Origin of the sequence: Cryobacterium sp. Y29 (assembly GCF_002929825.1) — a bacterium.
Lineage (GTDB): Bacteria > Actinomycetota > Actinomycetes > Actinomycetales > Microbacteriaceae > Cryobacterium.
In genome coordinates, this window is sequence record NZ_PJJN01000031.1 from 199,183 (window position 1) to 226,132 (window position 26,950).

The following is a 26,950-nucleotide window of genomic DNA, read 5'->3' on the forward strand; positions in this document are numbered from 1 at the left end:
TCGTAAAACGGCTGGAGGGAGTGCGCTCCCCCCAGCCGTTTGTTGTTTGTTAGGGTCAACTAATGAGCGGTTCACTCAACATCACGTCGGCTACGGTCGATCCTGCCCTGCTCGACTTGCCGTGGCAGCTGCCCCTCGACGCCTGGCCGAATGAGAACATCGCCTCACTGCCCAAGGGTATCTCGCGCCACCTCGTGCGGTTCGCTCACTTGAGCGGACGGGTGGTGGCCATCAAAGAGACCACGAGCGAGATGGCCAAGCGCGAATACGACATGTTGCGCACCCTGGCCAACCTCGAAATTCCCTGCGTCGAGCCGGTAGCCGTCATCACCGACAGAACGGATGCCGCGCTCGACCCGCTCAATTCGGTTTTGGTTACCCGTCATCTCAAGTTCTCACTCCCGTATCGCGCGCTGTACTCGCACGAACTGCGCCCGGATACCGCCACCCGGCTGGTCGATGCCCTCGCGGTGCTCCTGGTGCGCCTGCACATGATCGGTTTTTTCTGGGGCGACGTCTCGCTTTCGAATACCCTGTTTCGTCGCGACGCCGGCGCCTTCGCCGCCTACCTCGTCGATGCTGAAACGGGACAGCTTTACTCGGGCGGTCTCTCGAACGGTCAGCGCGAGAACGACCTCGAAATTGCCCGCGTGAACATCGCCGGCGAGCTGATGGATCTGGAAGCCGGCGGTCGCGTCGCCGACGAGCTGGACCCGGTCCGCATCAGCAACGGCATCGTCGCGGCCTATCGGCTGCTCTGGCAGGAACTCACCGGCTCCGAGTCCTTCTCCAACTCCGAACGCTGGCGAATTGCACAACGGGTGGAACGTCTCAACGACCTCGGCTTCGACATCGAGGAACTCGCCATCAAGACCGACAGCACGGGTTCAAGCGTGCGCATCCAGCCGAAAGTCGTCGACGCTGGCCACCATCAGCGCCGGCTGCTGCGCTTGACCGGCCTCGACGCGGAAGAGAACCAGGCCCGCCGTCTGCTGAACGACCTCGACTCTTATCGGGCTGCCTACGGTGACCCTGGAGCCGACGAAGAAATGGTCGCGCACGAGTGGCTGGTGCGGGTATTCGAACCGGTCGTGCGCGCCATCCCCGAGGAGTTGCGAGGCAAGCTCGAGCGGGCTGAGGTGTTTCACCAGTTGCTCGATCACCGCTGGTTCATGGCGCAAAACCAGTCGCGGGATATTCCGCTCGCCGAGGCCGTGACTTCGTACGTGCAGGACGTACTGCGCCACCGCCGCGACGAGGCGACCGTGATCGACCCACTCACCGGAGCCATCACCCTGCCGATTCGCATGCAGCTGGGCGACGACGCGTCCGCTGACCCCGACGATGCCGATGACTGGATGCTCAAGGTCTAGCCTTCTCTGGCGCTTCCCGAGCCCGTTCAGTACTTCCCTCTCGGACGGGGCCCGGGCCCCGTCCACGGGCCCAGTTTATAAACTGGGCCCCGGGTCACAAGGTGGGCCCCAGCGCGGTAGCGACGGAAATTCGCGCCGCTCAGGGTACGCGCGGGGCGCAACCGCTGCAGGTTTAGGCGCGTGGAACGTCGTGCTGAATCAGGAATTCGGAGAATAAGCGGGGAGAGTAGGCCGTGTCCCAGTCCCAGCGGTCGAAGCTGGTGACTTCAGGACGCAGGCGATCTTCTCGATTCTTCTCGGCGACGACCACGTCGCCCGGGTGACGGTTGCCCAATAGTGCTCCCCGGGTGTATTTGATTTTGCCGTCGAATTCGCCGATTTTGCGCACTCCGCGCCAGAAGAAATCGACCCAGTACTCTCGGCCCTGCACGACGAAGCGCACCTGAAGTTCGGGTATCTCGAAGCCCAACTCGGCCATGCGCACCCGGCTCAACGACTCGCCCGGATTGGCAGACAGCGGATTCGCGAAATCTATCACCCGACGCACCTTCTGGCCTCCGCGTCTGGGATGCACCATCGCCAGTTCGGCGTAGAGGTCGTCCTTGCAGAGTGCCGGAGCGCTGATGCTGCTTTGCCGGCGTTCCCGCTGCACGCGCTCCTGCTCCACGCGCAGGGCATGGTCCATCATCGTGACGCCGACGAGAAAGCTTGAGGTTGCCGCCACATCGATGAGGGTGCGCGTGAGGGTGGTAGCGGAGCATCCGTTTATCGTGACCGGCTCCGGCTCGACCACGCTCCGATGGCTCGTGGTGAATCGGGCGCTGCTGCCCCCGGCCGCGTCGTTGTTGATCGCGTGCACGACTGTGGGCCAAGGCCCGATGATGGGCAGATGGTGAAGTGCCGCCGCCGAATGATGGGAGAGGAGAAGCGGTTCCTCGGCCGTGACCACGGTGGCACGAACGAAGAGTCGATATTGGTCGTCGCTCTCGCCCCTGCGCCAGGTGTCCCCCAAGGCATAGACTCCGCGACGGATGCGTACCAGCTCACCATTGGCAAGCAGTGCGCGCACGGCCCGCGTGTTCAGCCCCGCCGCCCACAGGGACTCGGCGAGAATCAGGCCGTCGTTATGGGCACTTGAAACATCCAGAATGTCAAGCATGACCAATTGTCATCATGCTCAGGACGTGGAGGGTGTGACGTCGACTGATCTGTGGGAAGCGGACAGCTACATCTGCTGTGGAGGGCGGGCACCGGTCGGGAACGTTCCGTCAATCGCGATGGTCGCCGGGCCCACCTTATGACCGTGGGCCCAGTTTATAAACTGGGCCCGTGGACGGGGCCCGGGCCCCGTCCGGGAAGGAACGGGGCTACTGCTTGGCGGCCTTTGCCTGCTTGATCTGGGCACGCAGGCGCGCCACCTCGTACAGGGTGACTCCGGCAGCGATTCCGGCGTTGAGCGACTCGGTCGCGGCGCTGATGGGAATCGAGACGATCGCGTCGCAGGTCTCGGTGACGAGGCGCGACAGGCCCTTGCCCTCGCTGCCGACGACGATCACGACGGGGCGCTCGGCGAAGCCCGTGCCGAGGTCGGGCAGCGACACGTCGCCGTCGCCGTCGAGACCGAGCACGAACACGCCCTGCGCTTTGAGCGCTTTCAGGGTCTGGGTGAGGTTGCTCGCCATGGCAACGGGGGTGCGGGCGGCCGCTCCGGCGCTGGTCTTCCAGGCCGAGGCGGTCACGCCGACCGAGCGACGCTGCGGCACGATGATTCCGTGCCCGCCGAACGCAGCGGTCGAGCGGATGATCGCGCCCAGGTTGCGCGGGTCTGTGATGCCGTCGAGGGCCACGAACAACGGCTTGTGGCCGCGGCTGATGGTGAGTTCGAGCAGCTCCATCGGGTGCGCGTACTCATAGGCGGGAACCTTGAGCGCGAGCCCCTGGTGCACGGCGTCACGACCGGCGAGACGGTCGAGTTCGGGGCGCATGACCTCGAGGATGGGGATGTTGCGGCTCGTCGCCATGAGCAGCACCTCTTTGACCCGTTCATCCATTTCGATGCGCGCGGCAATGTACAGCGTCAGCGCGGGGATCTTCGCCCGCAGTGCCTCGAGCACCGAGTTGCGACCGGTGACAATCTCGTGCTCGTCGATCTGCTTGGCCCGACGCGTCGAGGAGCCGCCACCGCCGGTGTTGCCCGTGCCGCGCTGGGGTGCACCCTGCGAGGCGCCGCGGGCGCCGCCACGAGGGGTACCGCCACGCGCTCCGCCACGGTTGGCGGACGCATCCGCTGCGGGGCGCGAGTTGAAGCCGCCGGCCGCGGTGAACCGCTCGGCCGCCGCCTTGCGCTTACCGGCGGGGTGGTACGGACGGTCTTCGGCCTTGGGAGTGGGCTTTTTACCCTCGAGCGCCTGACGCCCTTGGCCGCCGGAGCCGACCTGGGCTCCGCGGCTGCCCTTGCGCACCGATCCGGTGCGCGATTTGCGGTCTAAGTTCTTCATCAGTCAAAGCTCCAATGGGCACCCGACGGGGTGTCTTCGATGGTGATTCCGGCGGCGACGAGTTCGTCCCGGATTCGGTCTGCGGCCGCGTAGTCGCGGTTTTCCCTGGCGAGGTTGCGGTCGCCGAGCAGTCGCTCGACCAACGCGCTCAGGGCCACCATGGCCGGTTCGTCCGTCGCCACGGCCCAGCCGGGCGACAAAGGGTTGATTCCCAGTACTTCGCTCATCGCGAGTACTCCACTGCGAGCGGATGCCGCAGCGTGCAGGTCTTCGGCATCCAGCGCAGCGTTGCCGGCGCGCACGGTGTCGTGGAGTACGCCGAGCGCCTGGGGAACGGCGAGGTCGTCGTCCATGGCCGCGGCGAAGTCATCCGGCACGATCTCGACGCCGGTTCCGGCGAACCGGGTTCCGGCGAGCCTTCGGTCGGCACGGTCGAGAAAACTTTCGATGCGCTCGAGGGCAGCTTCAGCCTCGACCAGGGAGCCGTCGTTGTAGTCGATGGTGGAGCGGTAGTGGGCAGCGCCGAGAAAATAGCGCACGACGATGGCGCGGGCTTGGCTGAGCAGTTCGGCTGCGAACACCGAGTTGCCGAGCGACTTCGACATCTTCTGACCGTTCACGTTCACCAGGCCGTTGTGCACCCAGTAGTTCGCGAAGTCGCTGCCGGCCGCGTTGGACTGCGCGAGTTCGTTCTCGTGGTGCGGAAACCGCAGGTCGAGGCCGCCGCCGTGAATGTCGAAGTGCTCGCCGAGGTAGCGGGCGGCCATAGCGGAGCACTCAATGTGCCAGCCCGGACGGCCCTGCCCCCACGGCGAGATCCAGGCGGCGGAGGCGGGGTCGCCAGCCTTGGAACCCTTCCAGAGGGCGAAGTCGCGCGGGTCTTTCTTGCCGCGGGGCGAGGCGTCCGTTGCCGCTTCCATATTGCCGGGCGACTGGTGGGTGAGGGCGCCGTAGGCGGCCCAGCTTGCACTGTCGAAGTAGACGTCGCCCGACGAATCGGGGGCGGCATAGGCGTGACCACGCTTGATCAGGGTAGTGATGAGGGTCTGCATCTCGGTGATGCTCGCGGTCGCCCGCGGCTCGTAGGTGGGGGCGAGAATGCCGAGTCGCTGGTAGCCGGCGGTGAACTCGAGTTCATAACGGTAGGCGAGGGCCCACCACTGCTCGCTCGATCCTTTCGCGTTGATCAAAATCTTGTCATCGATGTCGGTGACGTTGCGCACAAACGTGACGTTCAGTCCGCGGTAGCTGAGCCAGCGACGAAGCTGGTCGTAGACCAGGGCACTGCGCAGATGACCAATGTGCGGGCTGGACTGCACGGTGGGTCCACACACGTACATCGAGACCTGGCCCGCTTCGAGGGGGACGAAGTCACGCAAGGCCTGCGCCTTCGAATCGTACAGTTGCATGGTCACGCCTCCCAGTTTAGGTCAGGGGTCTGACCCGGCTCGGGCAGGGGCGCAGGCGCGGCCGACTGCCCAATGAATCGATCTGTGCGAGGTGCGGGGTAGAGCAACGCGGTAGCCGTCGCCGCCACACCTTCACCGCGGCCGGTGAAGCCGAGCGCGTCGGTCGTCGTCGCGGCAATATTGACCGGTGCCAGGAGGATGCCGGCGAGTAGCGTTTCTGCTTCGCCGCGACGCGGCGAAAACCTGGGGCGATTGCCGATAATCTGCACGGACACATTGCCGATGAGATAACCGGCGGCGGCGACCAGGCGCACGGTTTCGGTGAGGAAAATCTCGCCGTGTGCATCGGTGAACCGGGGGTCGGCCGTGCCGAAAACGCTGCCGATATCCCCCAGTCCGGCGGCGCCGAGTATGGCATCACAGATAGCGTGCGCGACGACATCGCCGTCGCTGTGCCCGCTCAGACCACGTTCCCCTGGCCAGTACAACCCGGCCAGCCAGAGCTCCGTCGTGGCGTCGGTAGCGAACGAGTGCACGTCGAGGCCCGTGCCGATGCGCGGAAGGTGCCAGGCGGGCGTCGGGGACGCCGTCACCGCGTGCAGGATAGCCTCGGCACGTTCGAGATCTTCGGGGGTCGTGATCTTGAAAGCGAGTGGATGGCCGGCAATAACGCTCACCGGGAGTCCGGCGTCGGCGACGAGGGCCGCATCGTCGGTGTGGGCTTCGAACCGGCCGTTCTGCGCGGCCCGGGCGTGGGCATTCGCAAGCATCGAGCGCGGAAAACCCTGCGGGGTCTGCACCGCGGAGAGCTCAGAACGATCGACGGTACCGAGGATGGCGCCGGAATGAGCAATGCGCTTAATGGTGTCGACCAGGGGCAGCCCCGGAATAATGCCGTGTCCTGTGGAACGCACCGCAGCGACGACCTGGTCACAGAGGGCGGCGGGGGTGAGCGCACGCGCGGCGTCGTGCACGAGCACGATGTCGATGCTCGGCATCAGTGCACTCATGCCCCGGTCAACCGAGTCCTGCCGGGTGCGCCCGCCTTCGATGATGGTGACCGTGCGCGAAGGAGGCGCGGCGGTACCGGTTGACGTGGCGGCGGGACTGGGCGCTGGCGGGGTAGTCGTGTCGGGCGCCTCGTGACGGGCGGAGACCGAAGCGGCGATGCGTCGGGCATCCGTCAGCCGGTCGATGGGGGCAACCACAATGATCTGCACCGCTTCACGCATTGCGAAAATCGAATCCAAGGCACGATCCAGGAGGGGGCGCATCTGCAGCAGAACGAATGCTTTGGGTTCGACGTGACCGAGGCGGGAACCACTTCCGGCGGCCACGACGATGACGGCAACCGAGGGCGCAGCCGCTAGTGCAGGTGAATCAGTCATATCTGGAGGGTATCTATCCGGGGGTCGGGCTGGAGAGCATGGTCAGGACAAGCAAGCAAAAAGGCGACGCCTGTCGGCGCCGCCTCTCACGAAGCACAGTGATAGAGCTGGGCTCGGAAGTTCAGGAAGCAAGGACCTCGTCGAGAACGGTGGATGCTTTCTCTTCGTCGGTTTTTTCGGCCAAGGCCAACTCGCTGATCAGAATCTGTCGGGCCTTGGCCAACATCCGCTTTTCACCGGCGGACAGGCCGCGGTCCTGGTCGCGGCGCCACAAGTCGCGCACCACCTCGGACACCTTGATCACATCGCCGCTGGCCAGCTTTTCAAGATTAGCCTTGTACCGGCGGGACCAGTTGGTGGGCTCTTCGGTAAACGGTGCCCGCAACACTTCAAAAACCTTGTCGAGGCCGTCTTGACCGATAACATCGCGAACGCCGACGAGATCAACGTTCTCGGCGGGAACTTCGATCGTCAGGTCCCCTTGGGTGACGTTCAGCTTGAGGTAGAGCTTTTCTTCACCCTTGATGATGCGGGTTTTCACCTCGGTGATCATCGCCGCGCCGTGGTGGGGATATACGACGGTCTCGCCAACCTCAAACAGCATGGATGTGATCCCTTCAGCGGCTTTGAGTTTACCACAGCTGAGAGGTGCTAGAGTTCGCGCACCCCCGCGAGGCACGTCGACGACAGTCGCGCCCCCAAACTCGCCGCTAAGCTATTAGCACAGGGAATTCTGCAGCGTCGGCCCACCGCCGAACGCTGCTTCAGTAGTGGAGGTTTTGTGAGAGCGCGCATCGCTGCATCCGTTGTATTGGCGGCTGGCATTCTGTTGGGCACGAGCGCGTGCGGGTTTTTCGCACCCCCGGCCACCTCGATCGCCTACAACGCGAGTGACGGCGTCAGTGGCGATGTGGGCGAGATTCACATTCGCAACGCTATGTTGATCTCGACCGACGGAGAACTGGCCAATCTGGTCGTCTCCGTCGTGAACCCCACAGACGCCCTGCAAACTCTGCTCGTGCAGTACGAGTCGAGCACCGGTAAGGTATCGCAGCAGGTGCCGGTTGAGGCCAACACGACCGTGACGTTCGGCACAGAGGGCGCCCCCTCGGTGGTTCTGGAGAACATGGCCAGCCAGCCCGGCTCGCTGTTCCCGGTGTTCTTCCAGTACGGAGAAGAGACCGGTATTGAGCTGTTGCTGCCCGTTCTCTCCGGCGCCCAGAGCGAGTACTCGACCCTTCTGCCCACGCCAGCACCGACCGTGACACCGACCCCCACGCCAGCACCGACCGTGACACCGACCCCCACGGCCACGCCTTCCGCGTAACGCGCGCAACACACGAGACAGGCCGCCATCCATCAGGGACGGCGGCCTGTCTCGTTTCTCCCTAGGCTTCGAACCGGTAGCCGAGACCGCGCACGGTGACGAGCATGACCGGCTCGGATGGGGCTGCCTCGATGCGTGAGCGGATGCGTTTGATGTGCACGTCGAGCGTTTTCGTGTCACCAAAGTAGTCGGTACCCCAGACTCGGTCGATGAGCTGGCCGCGGGTCAGCACACGACCGGCGTTTCGCAGCAGGAACTCGAGCAATTCGAACTCTTTCAACGGCATGTTCACGAGCTCGCCGGAGACCGTCACGGCGTGCCGTTCCACGTCCATGCTCACGGTGCCAGCCGTGAGCATGGTGTCCACGTCAGCCGCACTCTGATCCTCGTGCCGACGCAGCACCGCACGAATGCGGGCGACCAGTTCGCGGGTTGAATACGGCTTGGTGACGTAGTCGTCAGCTCCGAGCTCGAGACCAACGACGATGTCAATCTCGGAATCTTTTGCGGTGAGCATGATGATGGGTACGGTCGACCGGGTTCGAATCTCACGGCACACCTCGGTGCCGGGGATGCCGGGCAGCATCAGATCGAGCAGAATGAGATCGGTGCCGTTCTGGTCGAACTCGCTGATCGCGCTCGGGCCGTCTTCGGCGACGACGACCTCATAGCCCTCGCGTTCAAGCAGAAAACTCAACGGTTCGCTCAGGGCGCTCTCGTCTTCAACTAAGAGAATGCGTGTCATAGTGTGTCTCCTGCGGTCGCACGAGCGACCGTTCGCGGTTTATTCGGGCGTGGTTCGATGATCGGTGTAGCCGCCTCCGGGAGGCGGATGGTGAAAGTGGATCCGCTGCCGGGCTGCGACCAGACGCGAATATCGCCGCCGTGGTTTTGCACGACGTGTTTGACAATGGACAGGCCGAGGCCTGTCCCACCGGTATGCCGCGATCGAGCCTGGTCGACGCGAAAGAAGCGTTCGAACACCCGGTCGAGGTCGCTCTCGGCGATGCCGACTCCCTGGTCGGTAACGGTGATCTCGACGATGCCCTTCTGCAGGCGCACGCCGACGCCGACTCGCGACCCCTCGAGGGAATAGTTCACCGCATTTGCGACGAGGTTGTGCACGGCGACGGTCAGTAGAGCCTCGTCACCGAATACCCGCGCCCCGGACTTCTTGCCGATGACGATCGTGATGCGCTCGGCCTCGGCGACGACCCGACTTTGATCGACCGCTGCGGCGACGATGTCGTCGACACGGAGAATCTCAGGTTCCGCGAGGGCATCCTGCGCCTGCAGCCGGGACAGCTCGATGATCTCCTGGGTGAGGCGGCCGAGCCTCGCCGACTCTGTCGTTAACCGGTTGGCAAAGCGGCGAACCTGCTCCGGTTCATCCGCTGCCTGGTTGAGAGCCTCGGCGAGCAGACCGACCGAGGCGATGGGGGTCTTCAGTTCGTGGCTGATATTAGCCACGAAGTCACGGCGCACCTCGTCGAGGCGAAAGGCCTCGGTGCGGTCCTCAGCCAACATGAGCACGTAGCGCGTGCCGAGTCGAGCCAGGCGCACCCGAAAGCGCATGCTCGCGTCGCCGAACGGTCCGCGGGAGAGCACCAGGTCTTCGGAGATCGGTTCGCCGGTCTGCCGCACCCGACGGGCGAGTTCGAGCAGTTCGGGGTGCACCAGCTGCTGGTTCCAGACCAAGCCCAAAGTAAGAGCACCCGGGCTGGTCTTGATGACGTTGTTCGACGGGTCGAGCACGACACCAGCGGTCTCGAGGGCGTCGAGCACCTGATCGATACCGTCGGGCACAGCGGGGTTGACGACATCCGCAGCGCGGCGGCCGTGACGCTCGGCGACGTGTATGAGCGACACGAAACCGGCGCCGACACCGAGTCCGAGTGCCAGCGACAGCAACAGCAACCACGTCGATTCCATCTCTACAGATTACTGACAGTATCCGCCCCTTGTTCGCAACGCACCTGCGCCGCACCCTGTACTTTAGTTAGTGTTCAAGTGGGCGGCACCTGCCGTTAACCTAAATTCGACACCATAAAGTGGTGGCCAAGGCTGGTCACACAGATCGTGCGTGTTCGCGCGGCCGGAAGGATCACCCCATGCGCGATGTATTCCAACAGGAACTCGCCGAAGTTCAGCACCGACTCGTCGATATCGCCCGGCTCGTCGCGATTTCTATGGACAAAGCAACGCGCGCCTTCAATGAGAGCGACGTGAGTCTGGCCGAGGAAGCCATCACCGAAGACGAGAAGATCGACGAACTCACCGTTGAACTCGATGAACTCGCCATCACCATTCTCGCGCGCCAGCAGCCGGTCGCCCGCGACCTGCGCATCGTGGTCAGCGCCCTACGCATCAGCGCCTCTCTCGAGCGGATGGGCGATCTCGCCACCCACATCGCCCAGCTGGCCCGGTACCGGTTTCCCGACAAGGTCATCCCCAAGGGGCTGCGCGGCACCTTCGCCGAGATGGGCGCCCTGGACGTGGTCATCGCGAACATGCTCACCGAGTTGCTCACCAACCAAGACATGCAGCTCGCCGACAAGATTCGCCACGAAGACGACAAGGTCGACGCCCTACACCTGAAAGTGTTCGACGCCGTGCTCGGCGAAACCTGGAAGGGACTCGCCGCCGACACGGTCGACGCGACCCTGGCCAGCCGGTACCACGAACGTTTTGCTGACCACGCAGTCTCCATCGCCAAAAAGGTGCAGTACCTCGGCACGGGCGCCTGGCACCAGGACGACCGCGACTGAATTCTTGATCAAGAAAGGCCCCGGAGCATCCGCTTCCGGGGCCTTTCTTTGTGGGTTCATTGCGGCCATGCGCGCACAACTCCTGCAATTTCTGCACCGACAGCGTGTCGACCGCATAATCACGGGGGACGTGCTGCGATGTCGAAGAATTTGCAGGAGTTATGAGAATGAACCGGCGCGCACCGGGCCTGTCGCGTGGGCGCGCAGGCTACTTCGTGTTGCCCTGGGCGGCTACGGCCGCCGCGCCGGCCGCAGCAGCTTCGGGGTCGAGGTACTCCCCCGGTGCGAGCGGCATGAGGTCTTCGCCGAGCTGGTAGACGAGCGGAATTCCGGTGGGGATGTTCAGCTCGGCGATATCGGCGTCGCTGATGCCGTCGAGGTGCTTGACCAGGGCGCGCAGGGAGTTGCCGTGCGCGGTGACCAGTACGGTTTTACCCGCGAGCAGGTCGGGCGCGATGTCGGAGTGCCAGTACGGCAGCATCCGCTCGACGACGTCTTTGAGGCACTCGGTGCGGGGTAGGTCGGAGCCGAGGCCCGCGTAGCGGACATCGTGCGCCTGCGAGAACTCGCTCGAGTCGTCGAGCACGGGCGGTGGGGTGTCGTAGGAGCGGCGCCACAGCATGAACTGCTCCTGGCCGAATTTTGCCTGGGTCGCGGCCTTGTCAAGGCCCTGCAGCCCGCCATAGTGGCGTTCATTGAGGCGCCAGGAACGCCTCACCGGGATCCACGAGCGGCCGGCCTCGTCGAGCGCGAGATTCGCGGTCTGGATGGCGCGGGAGAGCAGGCTGGTGTGCAGCACGTCGGGCAGCAGGCCGGCATCCCTCAGCAGCGCGCCGGCGCGCGCGGCTTCGCTGGTGCCCTGCTCGCTCAGGGGAACGTCCACCCAGCCGGTGAACAGGTTCTGCTGGTTCCAGGTGCTTTGGCCGTGGCGGAGAAGGACGAGTGTGTAGGGGGCAGACATGTGCCCACTCTATCGAGCGGCGGGGTGGACTCAGTGACCGGGGGTGCGGATGCCCAGGCGAGGCAGGCGGGGGATGTCAGCGACGGACCCGGCCGACTGCGGCACGATAATCTCCTGGCTGGCCGAGATGGAGATCCCTTCGGAGGCAACGTACAGCGTCGACGCAGCCGGAATGGTGCGCTTGATCACCGCGAGCGCGATCGGCCCAAGCTCGTAGTGGATTCCGCTCGAGGTGATGACGCCGACGGTGACCCGCTCGGCTTCCTGCTCGGGCCTGACGCGATCGGCCTGTACCGCGTCGCCAGGGGCAGGCAGCACACCCTCTGATCCGTCGAGGTGCAGCATGACCAGCCGGCGCGGCGGGTGGCCGAGGTTGTGCACCTTCGCGACGGTTTCCTGCCCGCGATAGCATCCCTTGCTCAGGTGCACGGCGGTGCGCAGCCAGTCCAGTTCGTGCGGGATGCTCTTCTCATCGACCTCGCGGGCCCGGCGCGGCCGCCAGGCGGCGATGCGCAGCGCTTCGAGGGCGAGGAGTCCTGCGGGTTTCACGAACGAGGACGCTGCGGCGCCGGTTGGCGGGACGGTCACGGTTCCGGCGGCCAGGGCATCGCGCAGGGCCGGCAGGCTGGCCCGGGCCACGAGGGTTTCCGTGTAGGTCCAGTGGGTTCCGGGGTGCTCAGGAGTTTCGGCGTACTGGTAGCCGCCGCGGGCGACTTCGGCCCACGGGTCCAGCCAGGTCAGGGGAACGCCGTTCGGGGCTGCGGGAGCGATGCCGACGGTGGCGGGGGCATCCGTCATGGCGCCGATCGTGGCGTAAGCAAGGGTGTGGTCGACGACCTGCACGCGCAGCATGAACTTCATACGGTCGAGGAACTTCTGTAGGCCGGGCAGCTCGGCAGCCTCGATCAGAAGCCAGGTTTCGACGCCGTCGTCGAGCACGCGGATGGCGTATTCGAGACGCCCGGTGGGGTCGAGCAGCAACATCTCGGCGGATTCGCCCGGTGCAAGGCTTTTCAGTTCCTGGCTGGCGATGGAATTGAGCCAGGTGAGGCGGTCGGGGCCGGCGACGGAGAGCACGCCGCGGTGGGACAGGTCGACGATGGAGCTGCCGGCAGCAAGCGTGCGCTGCTCGATCATGGGGTTGCCGTAGTGCGCGGCGACACCGGCGTCGATTCCTTCGGCTTGCACCGCGCCGGGCAGGCCGAGCAGCGGGGAGGAGGTCAGGGCCGGGTCAGTCATGTCGCTCAATTCTGCCGTCCCGGGTTGTGGGCGGCGATCGTGCTTCGATGCGTGGGTCATCACTAGCAACAGTACGACCACGCGATTTATTCGATGGAGGGGCGGGTACACGGACTTCACCGCGCAACCGGGCCCACCTTATGACCCTGGGCCCAGTTTATAAACTGGGCCCAGGGCCCGGGCCCAGGCCCCGTCCCAGAAAGTGGGGTGGGGGCTATTGCACGCGGGTCAGGCGGCCGGAGGTGTGGGTGCGCAGATCCTGGCCGAGGGCGGCGATGTCCCAGGCCCAGAGCAGATGGTTGTCGACCAGGCCGTAGAGGCGGGTGGCAGCAGCGTAGGGCTTGGCGCCCGCGGTGCGCAGCACGGCATCCGTTGCGAGATCGATGCGCGGACCCTTGACCTGGCCGAGGTAGAGCTCGGCGACACCGCCGGGGTGCACGAGCGTGACCTCAATGTCGAAGCCGCCATCCCTGTTGCGTAGCGTTTCGACGGCGGCGGCCGAGGTGAACGGACGCCCGCCCGTGCCGGGCAGCATGCCGGGGCCGGGGTCGCCGTCACCCTGGTGACGGCTGAGCCGCCAGTATCCGGTTTCGGTGACCAACGGTGTTTTCTCGTCGGACATCATCTCGGGAGGTAGCGCTGGGGTCAGCCCGTGAGGCAGCGCGGAGGCCACGCCGGCGGCATCGGTTTCGGCAGGAGCGGACGAACCAGCGAATGCACCGGCATCCGTTTCGCGGGAAGCGACCTCGGGCTCGAGCCAGGTATAGGAGCTGTAGTTCAGGTGTGGGAGGCCGTCATGGCTGAAGCTGATGCGGTGGCCGAAGGTAGCACTGACCGACTCTTCGCCGATCTTGTATTCGAGTACGCCAGAGCCTTCCCACACTCCGATCAACCAGGAGAGCGGAACGAGTTCGGACGGCAAACCGACCGGCAGGTCACGCATGCGTGATTACCGCTGCCCCCGGAACAGCTTGAACACGACCATGCCCGATACCCAGGCGATCGACAAGCTGGCCAATCCGAGCAGGCCCAGGAAGAAAAGTTCAAGCGCTAACAGATCCATGCCAGTAAGCCTAGTGCGAGCGGTCAGATGGAGACGACGATCGTGGCCGCCACCAGAATAACGATGGCTCCGGTGATGCTCATGGTGACCCTTGTGACGTAGCCCTCTTTGGTTCGGGTGGCGATCTGCAGGCCCAGCGTAACAAGGGTGCAGACAGCCAGAGTGAGGCCGATCCAGCTGATCTCCGCCCCGTCGGTGGCGAGAATCGCGGTAAGGATTGCGCCCGCAATGGCCAGTACCCACACGGTCGCGATCGTTTTCCAGTGCCAGCTCACGTGTCTATTCTGCCTGACCGCTCGCGTGTCATGGCACGCTAGTATAAATTTCGAGATACTTGGAGGGCGCGAGTGGCGCAGTTGTTGATCCTGACCTCGGTGGCCAACAATGACGTGCTCCCCGCCCTGGCGTTGCTGTCACACAGCGCGAAACTGATTCCCGCCCAGGCGGATCAACTGATCAATGCGCCCGATTCAGATCTCATTCTGGTCGACGCCCGCAGCAACCTTGCCGCGGCCAAGTCGCTGTGCCAGATTCTGCGGACCATGGGCAGCTCCACTCCCCTGCTGCTGGTGGTCACCGAAGGCGGCCTCGCCGCTGTCAGCCCCGATTGGGGCGTCGACGACGTCATTCTCGACACGGCCGGTCCCGCCGAAGTGGATGCCCGCATCCGCCTGACCGCAGGGCGCCTCGCCCACACGGTGCCGTCGAACACGATTCGTGCCGCCGGAGTCGTCATCGACGAGGCGAGCTATTCGGCGAAGGTGCACGGCAAGCCGCTCGACCTCACCTATAAGGAGTTCGAGTTGCTGCGGTTTCTGGCGGCGCATCCGTCACGCGTTTTCACCCGCGAACAGCTACTGAGCGAGGTGTGGGGCTACGACTATTTCGGCGGAACCCGCACGGTTGACGTGCACGTGCGGCGCCTGCGCGCCAAGCTCGGCGACCAGGAGTCGCTCATTGGCACGGTGCGCAACGTCGGCTACCGTTTCACTGTGCACGAAGAAAACGATGAGCGGGTTCCCAATTCTGTCCGCGCTTAGTACAGCGGATGCCGCTGGGCTGGCTACCTTTCACCGGGTCGCCGATTCCGCGCTGGCCTTCGACAGCTACGCACCGTTCAACGAGCAGGCGCTGTATGACCTGCAGGCAGGCCGGCGAACCGCCTATCTGGTGCGAATGAACGAACTCGTCGTCGGGGCGTCGCTGGGAGGTCCGGGCGAGATTGACCTCGTGATCAGCCCGGCCTATCGGCGGCGCGGGTACGGGCGCATGGCGGCGCACGAACTCGCGCACACCGAGCCGGATGGCGTGACCGCCTGGTCGCACGGCGATCATCCAGCAGCCCGGGCGCTCGCGACTGAGCTGCACTTCGTCGCTGCGCGCACGTTGCTGGAAATGCGCAAGCCCCTGCTCGACGAGGCGACGGCATCCGCTCCGTCCACTGATGAAGATATTTCGGCGTTCCGGGTGGGGACTGATGAGCGGGAGTGGGTGGCGCTGAACGCGCTCGTGTTTGCAGCACACCCGGAACAGGGCGCTATCACCGAGGCAGACCTGGCGGCGCGGCAGGCGGAGTCGTGGTTCAACGCTGACGACTTTCTGATTTTACGCAACGCCGCCGGCCGCATGATCGGCTACAACTGGCTCAAGGTCGATGGGACCATCGGCGAAATCTATGTGGTCGGGGTGCATCCGGATGCCGCTGGCCGCGGCCTCGGACGAGTGCTCATGCAGGCCGGTCTGCACCGCCTGGCCGACGCTGGTTGCACGACCGCCTCGCTCTATGTCGAGGGCGACAGCTTCGGACCGGTGCACCTGTATCGGTCGCTTGGTTTCGTCGACCACACGGTCGACGTGCAGTACCGCCGCGTCACCGGCTGAGGGCACCTCACGGGTCGCCGTGCAGGTCGCGGCCGGAAGAAAACCAAAGTTGGGGAACAAGTCTGCGCGCGCGTGACACGCGACACTCCGAAAAGTCAACGGCTGCCGGATTATTTCGCCAGACGTTCACCCCGTTCGTCACGGCGGCGTGACCAAGGGTGTCAGGATGGTGAGATGGACGGCGAAATCACCCAAGCAGACTCGGGACTCACAGACTTCGATGACGACTTTGACCCACTCATCGAAAAACTTGACCCGGCGCTGCCCGACGACCGCTACCTCGACCGGGAACTGAGCTGGCTCGCCTTCAACCAGCGCGTGCTCGAACTGGCCGAAGACGAGAGTCTGCCCGTTCTGGAGCGCACCAACTTTCTGGCCATCTTCGCCAGCAACCTCGACGAATTCTTCATGGTGCGTGTCGCTGGTCTGAAACGTCGTATTCTCACCGGGCTCGCGGTACCGACCAACGTGGGTCGAGCCGCCCAGGACGTGCTCAGCGACATCTCGGCGGCCGCCCACGCCCTGCAGAATCGCCACGCCCTCGCCTTCCAGAAACTCGTGCGCCCCGCCCTCGCCAACGCCGGGGTCGACGTCGTGGCCTGGGACAGCCTGGGTGACGCCGATCGCCGATCGCTGCGCACCTACTTCTCGAACCAGATCTTTCCGGTGCTGATGCCCCTCGCGGTCGACCCGGCGCATCCGTTTCCCTATATCTCCGGCCTGTCACTGAATCTGGCTGTGCGGGTGCGCAACTCGAAAACCGGCAAGCAGGAGTTCGCCCGGCTCAAGGTGCCGCCGATGTTGCCGCGGTTTGTGCGGGTGGATCGCACCGAGTCGGTCGACTGCATCCGCTATATCGCTCTGGAAGACCTGATCGCCAACCAGCTCGGCGACCTGTTCCCGGGCATGGAAATTCTGGAACACCACGTCTTTCGGGTTACCCGCAATGAAGACGTCGAAATCGACGAAGACGAAACCGAGAACCTGATCAAAGCCCTCGAGAAAGAGCTGCTGCGCCGCCGGTTCGGCCCGCCCATTCGGCTGGAGGTCACCGAGGACATGGACGACGTCACCCTCGGGCTGCTCGTGCGTGAACTCGACGTGACCGAGCAGGAGGTCTATCACCTGCCAGCGCCTCTCGACCTCGGCGGCCTGTTCGACTTGCGCATCGACCGCCCGGACCTGCACTTCGTCAAGCACGTGCCCACAACGGCTGCTCAGCTGCTGCCGAGCGAGCCGAACGCCGAGCAGGACATCTTCGCAGCGGTCGCCAACCGTGACGTGCTGCTGCACCACCCCTATGAGTCGTTTGCGACGAGCGTGCAGGCTTTTCTCGAGCAGGCCGCGGCCGACCCGAACGTGCTGGCCATCAAACAGACGCTGTACCGCACCTCGGGCGACAGCCCCATCGTCGAGGCACTCATCGCCGCCGCCGATAGCGGCAAGCAGGTACTCGCCCTGGTCGAGATCAAGGCCCGCTTTGACGAACAGGCGAACATCACCTGGGCCCGCAAACTCGAGAAGGCCGGCGTGCACGTGGTCTACGGCCTGGTCGGCTTGAAAACACACTGCAAGCTCGCCCTCGTGGTGCGCTACGAGAAGGGCGTGCTGCGGCACTACAGCCACGTCGGCACGGGAAACTACAACCCCAAGACCAGCCGCATCTACGAAGACCTCGGCCTGCTCACAGCCGATGCCCAGGTCGGCAAAGACCTGACCCGCCTGTTCAACGAGTTGTCGGGTTATGCCATCGAGAAGAAGTTCAAGCGACTGTTGGTCGCTCCGTTGCACCTGCGGAAGGCCTTGCTCAAACACATCGCGATCGAGACCCAGAATGCGCTCGACGGCAAGACGAGTGGCATCCGGATCAAGGTCAATTCCATGGTTGACGAGGACATCATCGACGCGCTGTATCGGGCCAGCCAGGCCGGCGTACAGGTCGACGTCTGGGTGCGCGGCATCTGCAGCCTGCGGCCCGGCGTCGCGGGCATGAGCGAGAACATTCGGGTGCGGTCGATTCTGGGCCGGTATTTGGAACATTCGCGCATTTTCTCCTTTCACAGCCTCGGCGGCACCCAGGTGTACATCGGCAGCGCCGACATGATGCACCGCAACCTTGATCGCCGGGTTGAGGCGCTCGTGCGGCTGGTCGATCCTGAGCACCTGGTCGAGATCGACGAACTGTTCGAGCGAGCGATGGATCCGCGCACGTCAAGCTGGTGGCTCGACGAAACCGGTCAGTGGACCCGCCACGACGTCGACGAAAAGGGCGTGCACCTGAGCGACATGCAGAACAAGCTGATGCGGCAGATCAGTGCGCGCAAGCGGCCGTCCGGGCGTCGCTAGTGGCCGTCAAGGCTAACGACCCCGCCGTTTACGCCGCCGGCGCCGTCTGCTGGCGACTGATCGAGGGTCGCGTGCAGGTGCTGCTGATCCACCGCACGGTGCACGGCGACGTGACCATTCCCAAGGGCAAGGTGGACCCGGGCGAAACGCTGCCCCGCACCGCGGTGCGCGAAGTAGAGGAAGAGACCGGGTTGGCCGTGGCCCTCGGCGTGCCGCTCGGCGTGTCGCACTACGACATGCCAGACGGCCGCACCAAGATCGTGCACTATTGGGCCGCCGAGATTACGTCCGATGCCATCGCGCACTCCACCTTTGTGCCGAACGGCGAGGTCGCCGCCATTGAATGGGTCACCATCAAGAAGGCGCGTACCTATCTGAGTTACCCGGCCGACGTCACCATTCTCGAGGCGTTCTCCGCTTTGGTCGACGCCGGGGTGACCCGTACGTTTGCCCTGATCGCGCTGCGGCACGGCAAGGCGGCGCCGCGCACCGGTGCCCTGCCCGACGCGCGTCGTCCGCTGACCGCTCGCGGCGTGAAGCAGGCGGCGAGTCTCGTCGACACGATCACGGCGTGGCGCCCGCTGCGCATAATCTCGAGCACGGCAACGCGATGTGTCACGACCGTGGCGCCGCTGGCTGCCTCCACGGGTATCCCGATCAAACAGACCGACCTCATCAGCCAGGACGCGCTCGAAAGTGACGAAGCGGATGTTCGCGGCGTCGTCGGCAAGCGCGTGCGGGCCCGCAAGACGGCCGTGCTCTGCAGCCACGGGCCCGTACTGCCGGAGATTTTGCGCGAGATCGCGCTCGCGACGGGAAGCCAGACGTCGTCGGCACTGTCGGAGGCAGCGAACCTGGACACCGGTGGATTCACGATCGTGCACCTGTCGTCGGAGAATCCGGCGGCCGGCATCCTCGCGATAGAAACATACCCCGCGACGACCTGATTTCTTGCTTTCTCTTGGGCAAGCGTTATCTCGCGTTTACCTTCCGTTTACCAATAGGTCGGTCGGCGGTTACTTGAGATGTCTAACCTCTTTCATGGGCCAGCACCGGCCCGGTACCCAGCAATCACAGACTTGTCAAACCCTCGAAAGGGACTACACGTGAACTTCAAGCGTTTCGGCCGCCCGGCGATCATCGCCATCGTTGCAGGCCTCGCACTGTCCTCCTGTGCTGCAAACGAGGGCGCCGCGCCCGCCTCTGACGCCGCAGCGGCCAGCACGCTCTCCGGCACGATCAACGGCGCCGGCGCCTCTTCAATGGGTGCGGCGCAGGAAGCATGGCGCGCAGCGTTCCAGACGGCCAACCCCGAGGTCACCGTCAACTATGACCCCACCGGCTCCGGCGCAGGCCGCGAAGCTTTCATCGCTGGCGGCACCGACTTCGCCGGCAGCGACTCCTACATGGGCGACGAAGAGCTCGCCGGTACCTTCGCTTCTTGCGCTCCCGACAGCAAGGCTGTCGATCTGCCGGTCTACATCTCCCCCATCGCCGTGATCTTCAACGTCGACGGCGTTGAAGAACTCAACATCGATGCTGACACGCTCGCGAAGATCTTCTCCGGCGCAATCACCAGCTGGGACGACGCCGCCATCGCGGCCCTGAACCCCGACGCAACCCTGCCGGCCACCGCGATCACCGCCGTGCACCGCTCGGACGACTCGGGTACCACCAAGAACTTCTCCGACTACCTCGGCCAGGCCGCAGCCGACGTGTGGACCGAGAAGGCCTCGGACACCTTCCCGTACTCCTTCGCTGGGGCTGAAGGCGGACAGGGCACCTCGGGTGTCGTTGACGCGGTCACCAACGGCGTCGGTACCATCGGATACGCCGATGCGTCACAGACCAACGACCTCAACACCGCCAAGCTCATGGTCGGCACCGACTTCGTTGCTTACACCCCCGAGGCCGCGGCCGAAGTTGTCGCCGGATCGCCCCTCGTGGCCGACCGCGCAGCCGATGACCTCGCGCTCGACCTGAACCGCAAGACCACCAACCCGGCCGAGTACCCGCTGGTTTTGGTGAGCTACGCGATCGTCTGCAACGAGTACGATGATGCCACCCAGGGCGAGCTCGTCAAGGCTTACATCGAGTTCATCGCCAGCGCCGAAGGCCAGGCCGTTGCTGAAGAAGCTGCCGGTGTTGCACCACTGACGGCCGAGCTCGAAGCCAACGTCGCCGCGGTTCTCGCCACCGTCAAGTAGTACCTGAACACTCCTGCCCGGTTCGTTCTCGCACAACTGCGAGGGCGGATCGGGCAGACTGGGGTGTACGGCCACTTGCGTCCAGCCGTCCCACCCCACATTTCTACACAATCTGACCAGCTCGACGCTACAGTTCGACCTTACTTAGGGAGACCGGCATGACCACAGTTGCCGCCACGACCATCAAGGCCAGGCAACGACCCGGCGACCGCATCTTCTCGTCGGCCACCCTCATTGCCGGCAGCCTGATTCTGGCCGTGCTCGCCGCCGTCGCGATCTTTCTGTTGGTCGAGAGCCTGCCGGCATTCATCGCCGACCCGGCCGAATTCAGCGGAGACACGACCAACTTCTGGTCCTACGTCGGCCCGCTTGTCTTCGGCACGATCTACTCGGCCATTCTGGCGCTGATCATGGCCGTACCGGTGGCCATCGGCATTGCCCTGTTCATCTCGCACTTCGCCCCGCGCAAGCTTGCGCAGGGCCTCGGCTATCTGGTGGACCTGCTGGCCGCCGTTCCCTCCGTGGTCTTCGGTCTCTGGGGCATCGGCGTACTGGCCCCGCTCGCGCAGCCGTTCTACAGCAACGTGGTCGACTGGTTCGGCTGGTTCACCCCCTTCGCCGGCCCCGTCTCGGGCACCGGCCGCACCATTTTCACGGTATCCATTGTGCTGGCCGTAATGATTCTGCCGATCATCACCGCCATCTGCCGCGAGATTTTTCTGCAGACGCCGCTGCTGCACGAAGAGGCGGCCCTGGCTCTCGGCGCCACCCGCTGGGAGATGATTCGCATGGCCGTGCTGCCGTTCGGCCTGCCCGGCATTATCTCGGCTGCCATGCTCGGTCTCGGCCGCGCTCTCGGCGAGACCATGGCCGTAGCCATGGTGCTCTCCCCCAGCCGCGAGGTGATCTTTCAGCTGCTCACCTCCCAGAACTCCAACACGATCGCCGCGAACATCGCACTGAACTTTCCCGAGGCACACGGCGTCGGCGTGAACGTTCTGCTCGCGACCGGTCTCATGCTCTTTGTGGTCACCCTGCTCGTGAACATGCTCGCCCGGGCCATCATCAACAGCCGTAAGGCATTTTCGGGAGCCAACTGATGACATCCGTTGTGGAAGCTTCGCCGCTGACCAACTCGCTCACCGCGGGCAAGCTGCCGCGGCGTTCGTCGCTCTGGGTCTTGCTGGCCAGCTGGGCGGTATCGGCCGCCGTCTTCGCGATGCTCTTTCTGTCGGGAAACGTCGACGGTTTCAACGTTGTAGGCACGGTCGTGTTCGGCACGGTGCTGTACTGCGTAGCGATTTATGTGCTCTCCCGCCTGGTCGAAGGCTCGCGCAAGGCCAAGGACCGGCTGATGACGGCGCTCGTGACCGCCGCGTTCATCATTGCCCTGCTGCCGCTCGTGTCGATCATCTACACGACCGTCGTGAACGGGCTGCCCGCGTTTTTGACGCCGACGTTCTTCACCTCGTCGCAGCGCAACGTGGTGGGCGCGGGCGGCGGCGTGCTGCACGCCGTCATCGGCACACTCATGGTGACCGGCATGGCCACCCTCATCTCGGTGCCGATCGGCCTGCTCGCCGCGATCTACCTCGTCGAGTATGGCCGCGGCCGGCTGGCCAAGGCCATCACCTTCTTCGTCGACGTGATGACCGGCATCCCCTCGATCGTTGCCGGGCTCTTCGCCTTCGCACTGTTCGCGTTGTTGTTCGACGACCCCGGAATTCGCTTTGGGTTCGGCGGGGCGATTGCGTTGACCGTGCTGATGATTCCGGTAGTTGTGCGCTCGAGCGAAGAGATGCTCAAGCTCGTACCGAACGAACTGCGCGAGGCCGCTTTTGCACTGGGGGTTCCGAAATGGCTGACCATTCTAAAGGTGGTGCTGCCGACATCCATTGCGGGAATCGTGACCGGTGTGATGCTGTCGATCGCCCGGGTGATCGGCGAGACGGCGCCGCTGCTGATCATTGCCGGGTTCACGTCGAGCATGAACTACGACCTGTTCGGTGAGCGCATGATGACGCTGCCGGTGTTCGTGTACACGCAGTACGCCAACCAGGGCGCGGATTCGCAGGCATACATCGACCGGGCGTGGGCCGGAGCGCTCACCCTGATCGTGATCGTCATGCTGCTCAACGGGCTCGCTCGCCTGATCGCCCACTGGTTCTCGCCCAAGCTGGGCCGCTAACTTTTTCACCCGCTTTTAGAAAGATCCTAGAAAGGGACTGATGTCCAAGCGCATCGAAGTCAACGACCTCAACGTGTATTACACCAATTTTCTGGCCGTCGAGGGTGTCTCGATCGTCATCGAGCCGCGCACGGTGACCGCGTTCATCGGGCCGAGCGGTTGCGGTAAGAGCACATTCATTCGCACGCTCAACCGCATGCATGAAGTCATCCCCGGCGCCCGCGTTGAGGGTGAGGTGCTCATCGACGGCAACAACCTGTACGGACCGGGCGTTGACCCCGTGCTCGTGCGTCGCCAGGTGGGCATGGTCTTTCAGCGACCCAACCCGTTTCCAACCATGTCGATTCAGGACAACGTGCTGGCCGGCGTGAAGCTCAACAACCGTCGCATGTCGAAAACGGATGCCGACGACCTCACCGAAAAGGCCCTTCGCGGCGCCAACCTGTGGAACGAGGTGAAGGATCGCCTGGGGCGCCCCGGATCGGGGTTGTCGGGTGGGCAGCAGCAGCGACTGTGCATCGCCCGCGCCATTGCCGTCGAGCCCGACGTGATTCTGATGGACGAGCCGTGTTCGGCGCTCGACCCGATCTCGACGCTGGCCATCGAGGACCTCATCGAAGAGATGAAGCAGGAGTACACGATCGTGATCGTGACGCACAATATGCAGCAGGCTTCGCGGGTGTCTGACCGGACGGCGTTCTTCAACATTGCAGGCACCGGCAAGCCGGGCAAGCTCATCGAGTACGACGACACGACGACGATATTCTCGAACCCGAGTGTGCAGGCGACCGAGGACTACGTGTCTGGACGGTTCGGGTAGCCCTTCCCTCAGCCGCCGAAAAGGGCGGCGCCGTGGGTAGCGCGACCGGCGAGCAGCGTGGCAGCCACGGGCATCCGTTCAAAGACGGCATCGGAGACCTGTAGCGGGTCACCGTCGAGGATGGCAAGGTCGGCGACATCGCCAACGCGCAGGCGGGTGCGGCCGCGAGCTGACGCGGCCAGTGCCTGACTGCGGGTGACGACCTGATCGGGGCGCCAGGGTTCACGGCCGTCGCTACGAGCCCGGGACGACGCTGCGCTCATGGCGGTGAAGGGGTCGAGAGGGGCGACGGGGGCGTCGGATCCGAAGGCCAGGGTGGCGCCGGCGTCGAGTAGCGAGCGCAGAGCAAAGACACGGTCGGCTCCGGCGGCCCAATTGGATTCGATGGCGTCGCGGTCGTCGAGGGCCTGCTCCGGCTGCACGCTCGCCGTGACGCCCAGGTGCGCAAAGCGCGCGAAATCCCGGGCCTGCAAAAACTGGGCGTGTTCGATGCGGCCGACCGTGCTGCCGGGGTTGTTACGGCCGGTAGTTCCGGCGCGCTCGAAGGCGTTGAGGGCGACGGTGTTGGCCGCGTCGCCGATCGCGTGCACCGCGGGCAGCAGCCCGTCGTCTCGCGCCTTCAACAGAACCTCGGTGAGCTCGTCTTCGCTCACGACGAGCACCCCGTGCCCGCCGACCGGGTATTCGTTGACGCAGAAGGCCGTGCGGGTGTTTAGCGACCCGTCGATGAGCAGTTTGAGCGGCCCTACGCTGAGCAGGCCGCGGGTGTCTGCGATGCGGTCGCCGGTGTGCAGCCGCTCGGCGACAGCGCGGTCGAGGTCGGCGACGTAGACGCCAGCATCGATGCGAAGGGCCTCGAATCCATTGCCGATGCGGCGCTGCCACGGGTCGCGGTTCCAGGTCATTTCAAAGTCGACGACACCGACGATACCGCGAGCGGCGGCCCGACTCCCGGCCCGGGCGGCCAGAACGTCGACTTCGGCGTCGGGCAGTTGGCCGAGTGCCAGGGTGAGGTCGAAGGCGGCCTGCTCCCTCAGCAAGCCGGACGCGTCGACGAACACGTCAAAGCGCAGAGCGGCCGCGCTGTTGAGCCAGACGCAGTGCAGGTCATGACTGATCAAAGCGGTCGGATGCCCCTCTGTCGCCTCATCGAGGCCGCGCAGGGTAGGCAGGTCAGGCCAGGTCGCGTCGCGAAATCTGACTCCGATCAACGGGGTCGGCTGCGCGGCCGTGATGATCTGCGCACGCACGAGCCCGAGCGCCTCATGGGCCGAAGAGGCTGCGGAGAGGTCGAACCGGGCTCCGGCGAGCGCCCACTGGGTCATGTGCACGTGTTCATCCCACAGGCCGGGGATGACGGTGCGGCCCTCGAGGTCGATGGTGGGGGCGTCCGCTTTGGTTTTGGTGTTTGTCGGCGCGATCTGCGTGATAACTCCGCTGGAGATATACACGTCGCAGAGCGTGGTGTTGCCGGGCTGCGTGACGGAGCGCAGAACGAGATCGGGCATAGATCGTCTTTCACTCAAGGGGCAATGTGCCCCCTTGCCACACTACAGGCGGGTGAGGGGCGGATCCGTTGACCAGTTTCGACTCCTTCGGCGCAACTTTCACCTCGCGCGCGCAGCGGGCCAGAAAAGCGAGGCAACGGCCCCGGAGCTGTAGCTGTAGCTGTAGCTGTAGCTGTAGCTGTAGCTGTAGCTGTAGCTGTAGCTGTAGCTGTAGCTGTAGCTGTAGCTCATAATGCTTCAGTGAGAATTTGTCAGCAACCTGTAGATATCTACGGTAGAAATCGCTACGGTATGAGACGTTCAAGACACACATTCACCTCGATTCGTGCCGAACCAACCGTTCTGACAGGAAATCTCTCATGCTCAAGAAGTTTTTTGCAATTACTGCCCTCGCCACGCTGGCCGTCTTCGCTGTGCCAGCCGCGGCATCCGCTGTAACGTACGTTCCAAACGATAGTTCGAGCCCGGAGGTGACCGGTGCCGTTGTTCCTCCGGACGCGGGGCTTGTCGGGCTTGCCTCCACGGGCTATGACGCCTCCGTGCTGGCGATTTCGGGCGGAACCGCAGCGCTGCTGCTCGGACTGACCCTTGTCACCACGTCCGCGGTGCGACGGAAGCGTGCCGAAGGCGCGGCGCGCGCATAAATCGAACGTCAGCCGCCCTCGTGGCACCGTCTAGGGACGAGCGCACTCCAAGGAACCGGTGCCGTCTTCCCTCAACGGTGCCGCGAGCGCTCAACATCTGCCCGGCGGGTCTTGTCGCTGAAAGACAGGTGGGTCGGCGCCCGATCGCACCTCGCCACCCGAAAGGGTGGCCTTGCCCCCGTTCGGTGGACACCTCACAAGAGAGAATGTTCACGTGGGAAACACAGGCAGGGAGCTCACTCCTGGGTGCACAAATGAGGCCGTGAAGCTGGTGATCAACACCGGCAGGGCAGTCGCGACCGTCGCCCGTGAGCTCGGCATCAACGAGGCCTCGCTGGGCCGCTGGGCCGCTGGGTCGCTGGGTCTGCGCTTTCAAGGCGCGTACCGACACCGGCGAGACCGCCGTCACCGAGCCTGAACGGGCCGAGTTGCTCCGGCTGCGGAATGAGAACGCAGACGTGAAACTTGATCGGGTGTTTCTAAAAAAGCGTCCATCTTGTTCGCCCAGGAAGCGTCGGATACGAGCGTAAAGCGTTCGAATTGATACTGGCGGAGAAGACCAATTCACTATCACCCGCATGGTTCGCCTGCTCGAGGTGTCTCGATCCGGCTACTCCGTCTGGCTCAACCGAAAGCCGTCGGACCGCATGATTCGGCGGCAGGGCATCGAGCAAAAAGCGGTGTGGTTCCACGGCAACTCCGACGAGGTTCACGGTTCGCCGAGGATCCTCACCGACCTCCGTGCCGACGGGAAACGATCTCACGCGAGACCGTCGCCAAGACCATGCAACGCCTCGGATTGGTGGGTATCTGCCCGAAGAAATGGAAGACCACCACGATCATCGACCACGCCGACGCAGAAGACGGTGCAAGAGATGTGATTTGATCGCTCATGCTCGCGCAGCAGTAGTCCGGTGATGAGAAAGCCGATGATTACGAAGAAGACATCGACACCCACGAAACCGCCGGCCGGCCACGCCCAGATATGGTCGAAAATGACGGCCACGACGGCGAGCGCACGAAGTCCTTGAATGTCGGAACGGAGGCCGCTCGGTTTATTCTCCTGCGCCCGTGGGATCTGAGCAGAGGGTAGTAGATCATGAGGATTGCGCGTTATTCGTTCCGGCTTGTCGATGGCGTGGCACCCCGGAAGACAACGTCTGGCCTGCGGACACACACTGTTCGACGCGTTCATTCGCGCTGCGGGCGCGTCGAGTGGCGTACGTGGCGTCTCAGCTGGTCGCAGAGAGGTCTGACCTGCCGCGGGCATTTCGGACAGCGGAATTAGTGGTTTCTTCTACGCTGCCAATGCTGGCTGTTGATAACCGTA

Annotated in this window: 26 protein-coding genes and 1 pseudogene; 13 read left to right on the forward strand and 14 right to left on the reverse strand. The window is 64.4% G+C overall.

The window, feature by feature from the left end:
- Positions 1 to 62 precede the first annotated feature (62 nt).
- Positions 63 to 1,373, forward strand: coding sequence for a DUF4032 domain-containing protein (locus tag CXY74_RS07860; RefSeq protein ID WP_104199918.1), 1,311 nt, complete (start codon positions 63 to 65; stop codon positions 1,371 to 1,373).
- Between the two features lie 172 nt (positions 1,374 to 1,545).
- On the opposite strand, the gene CXY74_RS07865 is transcribed toward CXY74_RS07860, so the two are convergent.
- The 5 genes from CXY74_RS07865 to CXY74_RS07885 all read right to left on the reverse strand — a co-directional run bounded on the left by CXY74_RS07865 (position 1,546) and on the right by CXY74_RS07885 (position 7,272).
- The gene (locus tag CXY74_RS07865) at positions 1,546 to 2,532 is read right to left on the reverse strand and encodes a type IV toxin-antitoxin system AbiEi family antitoxin domain-containing protein (protein ID WP_104199919.1); all 987 of its coding nucleotides are present in this window, start codon (positions 2,530 to 2,532) and stop codon (positions 1,546 to 1,548) included.
- A 208-nt stretch (positions 2,533 to 2,740) separates the two neighbouring features.
- On the reverse strand, positions 2,741 to 3,871 hold the full coding sequence (gene rlmB / locus CXY74_RS07870) for a 23S rRNA (guanosine(2251)-2'-O)-methyltransferase RlmB (RefSeq protein WP_104196456.1): 1,131 nt from the start codon (positions 3,869 to 3,871) through the stop codon (positions 2,741 to 2,743).
- On the reverse strand, positions 3,871 to 5,286 hold the full coding sequence (gene cysS / locus CXY74_RS07875) for a cysteine--tRNA ligase (protein WP_104199920.1): 1,416 nt from the start codon (positions 5,284 to 5,286) through the stop codon (positions 3,871 to 3,873). The genes rlmB and cysS overlap by 1 nt, the downstream gene beginning before the upstream one ends.
- A complete protein-coding gene (gene ispD, locus CXY74_RS07880) occupies positions 5,283 to 6,668 on the reverse strand; it encodes a 2-C-methyl-D-erythritol 4-phosphate cytidylyltransferase (RefSeq protein ID WP_104199921.1) in 1,386 nt (461 codons plus the stop codon). The genes cysS and ispD overlap by 4 nt, the downstream gene beginning before the upstream one ends.
- Positions 6,669 to 6,789: 121 nt before the next feature.
- On the reverse strand, positions 6,790 to 7,272 hold the full coding sequence (locus CXY74_RS07885) for a CarD family transcriptional regulator (protein ID WP_104192043.1): 483 nt from the start codon (positions 7,270 to 7,272) through the stop codon (positions 6,790 to 6,792).
- Positions 7,273 to 7,449: 177 nt separating this feature from the next.
- Here CXY74_RS07885 and CXY74_RS17705 point away from each other — a divergent pair, with 177 nt between their 5' ends.
- Positions 7,450 to 7,995 (forward strand): DNA modification methylase, encoded by a 546-nt coding sequence (locus CXY74_RS17705; RefSeq protein ID WP_199183169.1) that lies wholly within the window; start codon positions 7,450 to 7,452, stop codon positions 7,993 to 7,995.
- Positions 7,996 to 8,056: 61 nt separating this feature from the next.
- Here CXY74_RS17705 and CXY74_RS07895 read toward each other — a convergent pair whose 3' ends face one another.
- Positions 8,057 to 8,740: a response regulator transcription factor gene (locus tag CXY74_RS07895; RefSeq protein ID WP_104199923.1), complete on the reverse strand. Its 684-nt coding sequence runs from the start codon at positions 8,738 to 8,740 to the stop codon at positions 8,057 to 8,059.
- Positions 8,737 to 9,927 (reverse strand): cell wall metabolism sensor histidine kinase WalK, encoded by a 1,191-nt coding sequence (locus tag CXY74_RS07900; protein WP_104199924.1) that lies wholly within the window; start codon positions 9,925 to 9,927, stop codon positions 8,737 to 8,739. The genes CXY74_RS07895 and CXY74_RS07900 overlap by 4 nt, the downstream gene beginning before the upstream one ends.
- A gap of 179 nt (positions 9,928 to 10,106) precedes the next feature.
- Here CXY74_RS07900 and phoU point away from each other — a divergent pair, with 179 nt between their 5' ends.
- Entirely contained in the window at positions 10,107 to 10,763 is a 657-nt protein-coding gene (gene phoU, locus CXY74_RS07905) for a phosphate signaling complex protein PhoU (protein ID WP_104199925.1), read from the forward strand.
- Positions 10,764 to 10,971: 208 nt separating this feature from the next.
- Here phoU and CXY74_RS07910 read toward each other — a convergent pair whose 3' ends face one another.
- The 4 genes from CXY74_RS07910 to CXY74_RS07925 all read right to left on the reverse strand — a co-directional run bounded on the left by CXY74_RS07910 (position 10,972) and on the right by CXY74_RS07925 (position 14,301).
- Positions 10,972 to 11,724: a phosphoglyceromutase gene (locus tag CXY74_RS07910; protein WP_104199926.1), complete on the reverse strand. Its 753-nt coding sequence runs from the start codon at positions 11,722 to 11,724 to the stop codon at positions 10,972 to 10,974.
- A 30-nt stretch (positions 11,725 to 11,754) separates the two neighbouring features.
- The gene (locus CXY74_RS07915; protein WP_104199927.1) at positions 11,755 to 12,963 is read right to left on the reverse strand and encodes a folate-binding protein YgfZ; all 1,209 of its coding nucleotides are present in this window, start codon (positions 12,961 to 12,963) and stop codon (positions 11,755 to 11,757) included.
- Positions 12,964 to 13,177: 214 nt separating this feature from the next.
- Entirely contained in the window at positions 13,178 to 13,906 is a 729-nt protein-coding gene (locus CXY74_RS07920) for an FABP family protein (protein WP_104199928.1), read from the reverse strand.
- A gap of 143 nt (positions 13,907 to 14,049) precedes the next feature.
- The gene (locus CXY74_RS07925) at positions 14,050 to 14,301 is read right to left on the reverse strand and encodes a hypothetical protein (RefSeq protein WP_104199929.1); all 252 of its coding nucleotides are present in this window, start codon (positions 14,299 to 14,301) and stop codon (positions 14,050 to 14,052) included.
- 72 nt (positions 14,302 to 14,373) lie between these two features.
- On the opposite strand from CXY74_RS07925, the gene CXY74_RS07930 reads away from it, so the two are divergent.
- The 8 genes from CXY74_RS07930 (at position 14,374) to pstB (ending at position 23,468) form a co-directional block, all read left to right on the forward strand.
- Positions 14,374 to 15,066, forward strand: coding sequence for a response regulator transcription factor (locus CXY74_RS07930; protein WP_104196446.1), 693 nt, complete (start codon positions 14,374 to 14,376; stop codon positions 15,064 to 15,066).
- The gene (gene mshD, locus CXY74_RS07935; RefSeq protein WP_104199930.1) at positions 15,035 to 15,907 is read left to right on the forward strand and encodes a mycothiol synthase; all 873 of its coding nucleotides are present in this window, start codon (positions 15,035 to 15,037) and stop codon (positions 15,905 to 15,907) included. The genes CXY74_RS07930 and mshD overlap by 32 nt, the downstream gene beginning before the upstream one ends.
- Positions 15,908 to 16,081: 174 nt before the next feature.
- Positions 16,082 to 18,253 carry an RNA degradosome polyphosphate kinase gene (locus CXY74_RS07940; protein ID WP_104199931.1) on the forward strand — a complete coding sequence of 724 codons (2,172 nt, stop codon included), beginning with the start codon at positions 16,082 to 16,084 and terminating at the stop codon, positions 18,251 to 18,253.
- Positions 18,253 to 19,200: an NUDIX hydrolase gene (locus CXY74_RS07945; RefSeq protein ID WP_104199932.1), complete on the forward strand. Its 948-nt coding sequence runs from the start codon at positions 18,253 to 18,255 to the stop codon at positions 19,198 to 19,200. Before CXY74_RS07940 ends, CXY74_RS07945 begins: the two co-directional genes overlap by 1 nt.
- A 159-nt stretch (positions 19,201 to 19,359) precedes the next feature.
- Complete coding sequence (gene pstS / locus CXY74_RS07950; protein WP_233193284.1) at positions 19,360 to 20,460, forward strand: phosphate ABC transporter substrate-binding protein PstS; 1,101 nt, start codon at positions 19,360 to 19,362, stop codon at positions 20,458 to 20,460.
- Between the two features lie 158 nt (positions 20,461 to 20,618).
- Positions 20,619 to 21,560 (forward strand): phosphate ABC transporter permease subunit PstC, encoded by a 942-nt coding sequence (pstC, locus tag CXY74_RS07955; protein WP_104199934.1) that lies wholly within the window; start codon positions 20,619 to 20,621, stop codon positions 21,558 to 21,560.
- Positions 21,560 to 22,648 (forward strand): phosphate ABC transporter permease PstA, encoded by a 1,089-nt coding sequence (gene pstA / locus CXY74_RS07960; protein ID WP_104199935.1) that lies wholly within the window; start codon positions 21,560 to 21,562, stop codon positions 22,646 to 22,648. Before pstC ends, pstA begins: the two co-directional genes overlap by 1 nt.
- 40 nt (positions 22,649 to 22,688) lie before the next feature.
- Entirely contained in the window at positions 22,689 to 23,468 is a 780-nt protein-coding gene (pstB, locus tag CXY74_RS07965; protein WP_104199936.1) for a phosphate ABC transporter ATP-binding protein PstB, read from the forward strand.
- Positions 23,469 to 23,476: 8 nt separating this feature from the next.
- Here the strand turns inward: pstB and CXY74_RS07970 are convergent, their stop codons facing one another.
- Complete coding sequence (locus CXY74_RS07970; protein WP_104199937.1) at positions 23,477 to 24,976, reverse strand: amidohydrolase; 1,500 nt, start codon at positions 24,974 to 24,976, stop codon at positions 23,477 to 23,479.
- A 99-nt stretch (positions 24,977 to 25,075) separates the two neighbouring features.
- A complete protein-coding gene (locus CXY74_RS18210) occupies positions 25,076 to 25,207 on the reverse strand; it encodes a hypothetical protein (RefSeq protein WP_255409524.1) in 132 nt (43 codons plus the stop codon).
- A 128-nt stretch (positions 25,208 to 25,335) separates the two neighbouring features.
- Here CXY74_RS18210 and CXY74_RS07980 point away from each other — a divergent pair, with 128 nt between their 5' ends.
- Both CXY74_RS07980 and CXY74_RS18385 read left to right on the forward strand, forming a co-directional pair.
- Positions 25,336 to 25,620 (forward strand): hypothetical protein, encoded by a 285-nt coding sequence (locus CXY74_RS07980; RefSeq protein ID WP_104199939.1) that lies wholly within the window; start codon positions 25,336 to 25,338, stop codon positions 25,618 to 25,620.
- A 262-nt stretch (positions 25,621 to 25,882) separates the two neighbouring features.
- Positions 25,883 to 26,038 (forward strand): transposase, encoded by a 156-nt coding sequence (locus CXY74_RS18385; protein WP_158252333.1) that lies wholly within the window; start codon positions 25,883 to 25,885, stop codon positions 26,036 to 26,038.
- 441 nt (positions 26,039 to 26,479) lie between these two features.
- On the opposite strand, the pseudogene CXY74_RS07990 reads toward CXY74_RS18385, so the two are convergent.
- Positions 26,480 to 26,698, reverse strand: a pseudogene (locus CXY74_RS07990) (acyltransferase family protein); the annotation flags it as partial.
- Positions 26,699 to 26,950 lie beyond the last annotated feature (252 nt).

Coding starts and splice junctions, on each gene's coding strand:
- CXY74_RS07860 (WP_104199918.1), top strand. CDS start 63: ATGAGCGGTTCACTCAACATCACGTCGGCTACGGTCGATCCTGCCCTG.
- CXY74_RS07865 (WP_104199919.1), bottom strand. CDS start 2,532: ATGCTTGACATTCTGGATGTTTCAAGTGCCCATAACGACGGCCTGATT.
- rlmB (WP_104196456.1), bottom strand. CDS start 3,871: ATGAAGAACTTAGACCGCAAATCGCGCACCGGATCGGTGCGCAAGGGC.
- ispD (WP_104199921.1), bottom strand. CDS start 6,668: ATGACTGATTCACCTGCACTAGCGGCTGCGCCCTCGGTTGCCGTCATC.
- CXY74_RS07885 (WP_104192043.1), bottom strand. CDS start 7,272: ATGCTGTTTGAGGTTGGCGAGACCGTCGTATATCCCCACCACGGCGCG.
- CXY74_RS07895 (WP_104199923.1), bottom strand. CDS start 8,740: ATGACACGCATTCTCTTAGTTGAAGACGAGAGCGCCCTGAGCGAACCG.
- CXY74_RS07900 (WP_104199924.1), bottom strand. CDS start 9,927: ATGGAATCGACGTGGTTGCTGTTGCTGTCGCTGGCACTCGGACTCGGT.
- phoU (WP_104199925.1), top strand. CDS start 10,107: ATGCGCGATGTATTCCAACAGGAACTCGCCGAAGTTCAGCACCGACTC.
- CXY74_RS07910 (WP_104199926.1), bottom strand. CDS start 11,724: ATGTCTGCCCCCTACACACTCGTCCTTCTCCGCCACGGCCAAAGCACC.
- CXY74_RS07915 (WP_104199927.1), bottom strand. CDS start 12,963: ATGACTGACCCGGCCCTGACCTCCTCCCCGCTGCTCGGCCTGCCCGGC.
- CXY74_RS07920 (WP_104199928.1), bottom strand. CDS start 13,906: ATGCGTGACCTGCCGGTCGGTTTGCCGTCCGAACTCGTTCCGCTCTCC.
- mshD (WP_104199930.1), top strand. CDS start 15,035: ATGAGCGGGTTCCCAATTCTGTCCGCGCTTAGTACAGCGGATGCCGCT.
- CXY74_RS07940 (WP_104199931.1), top strand. CDS start 16,082: ATGGACGGCGAAATCACCCAAGCAGACTCGGGACTCACAGACTTCGAT.
- pstC (WP_104199934.1), top strand. CDS start 20,619: ATGACCACAGTTGCCGCCACGACCATCAAGGCCAGGCAACGACCCGGC.
- pstA (WP_104199935.1), top strand. CDS start 21,560: ATGACATCCGTTGTGGAAGCTTCGCCGCTGACCAACTCGCTCACCGCG.
- pstB (WP_104199936.1), top strand. CDS start 22,689: ATGTCCAAGCGCATCGAAGTCAACGACCTCAACGTGTATTACACCAAT.
- CXY74_RS07970 (WP_104199937.1), bottom strand. CDS start 24,976: ATGCCCGATCTCGTTCTGCGCTCCGTCACGCAGCCCGGCAACACCACG.
- CXY74_RS18210 (WP_255409524.1), bottom strand. CDS start 25,207: ATGAGCTACAGCTACAGCTACAGCTACAGCTACAGCTACAGCTACAGC.
- CXY74_RS07980 (WP_104199939.1), top strand. CDS start 25,336: ATGCTCAAGAAGTTTTTTGCAATTACTGCCCTCGCCACGCTGGCCGTC.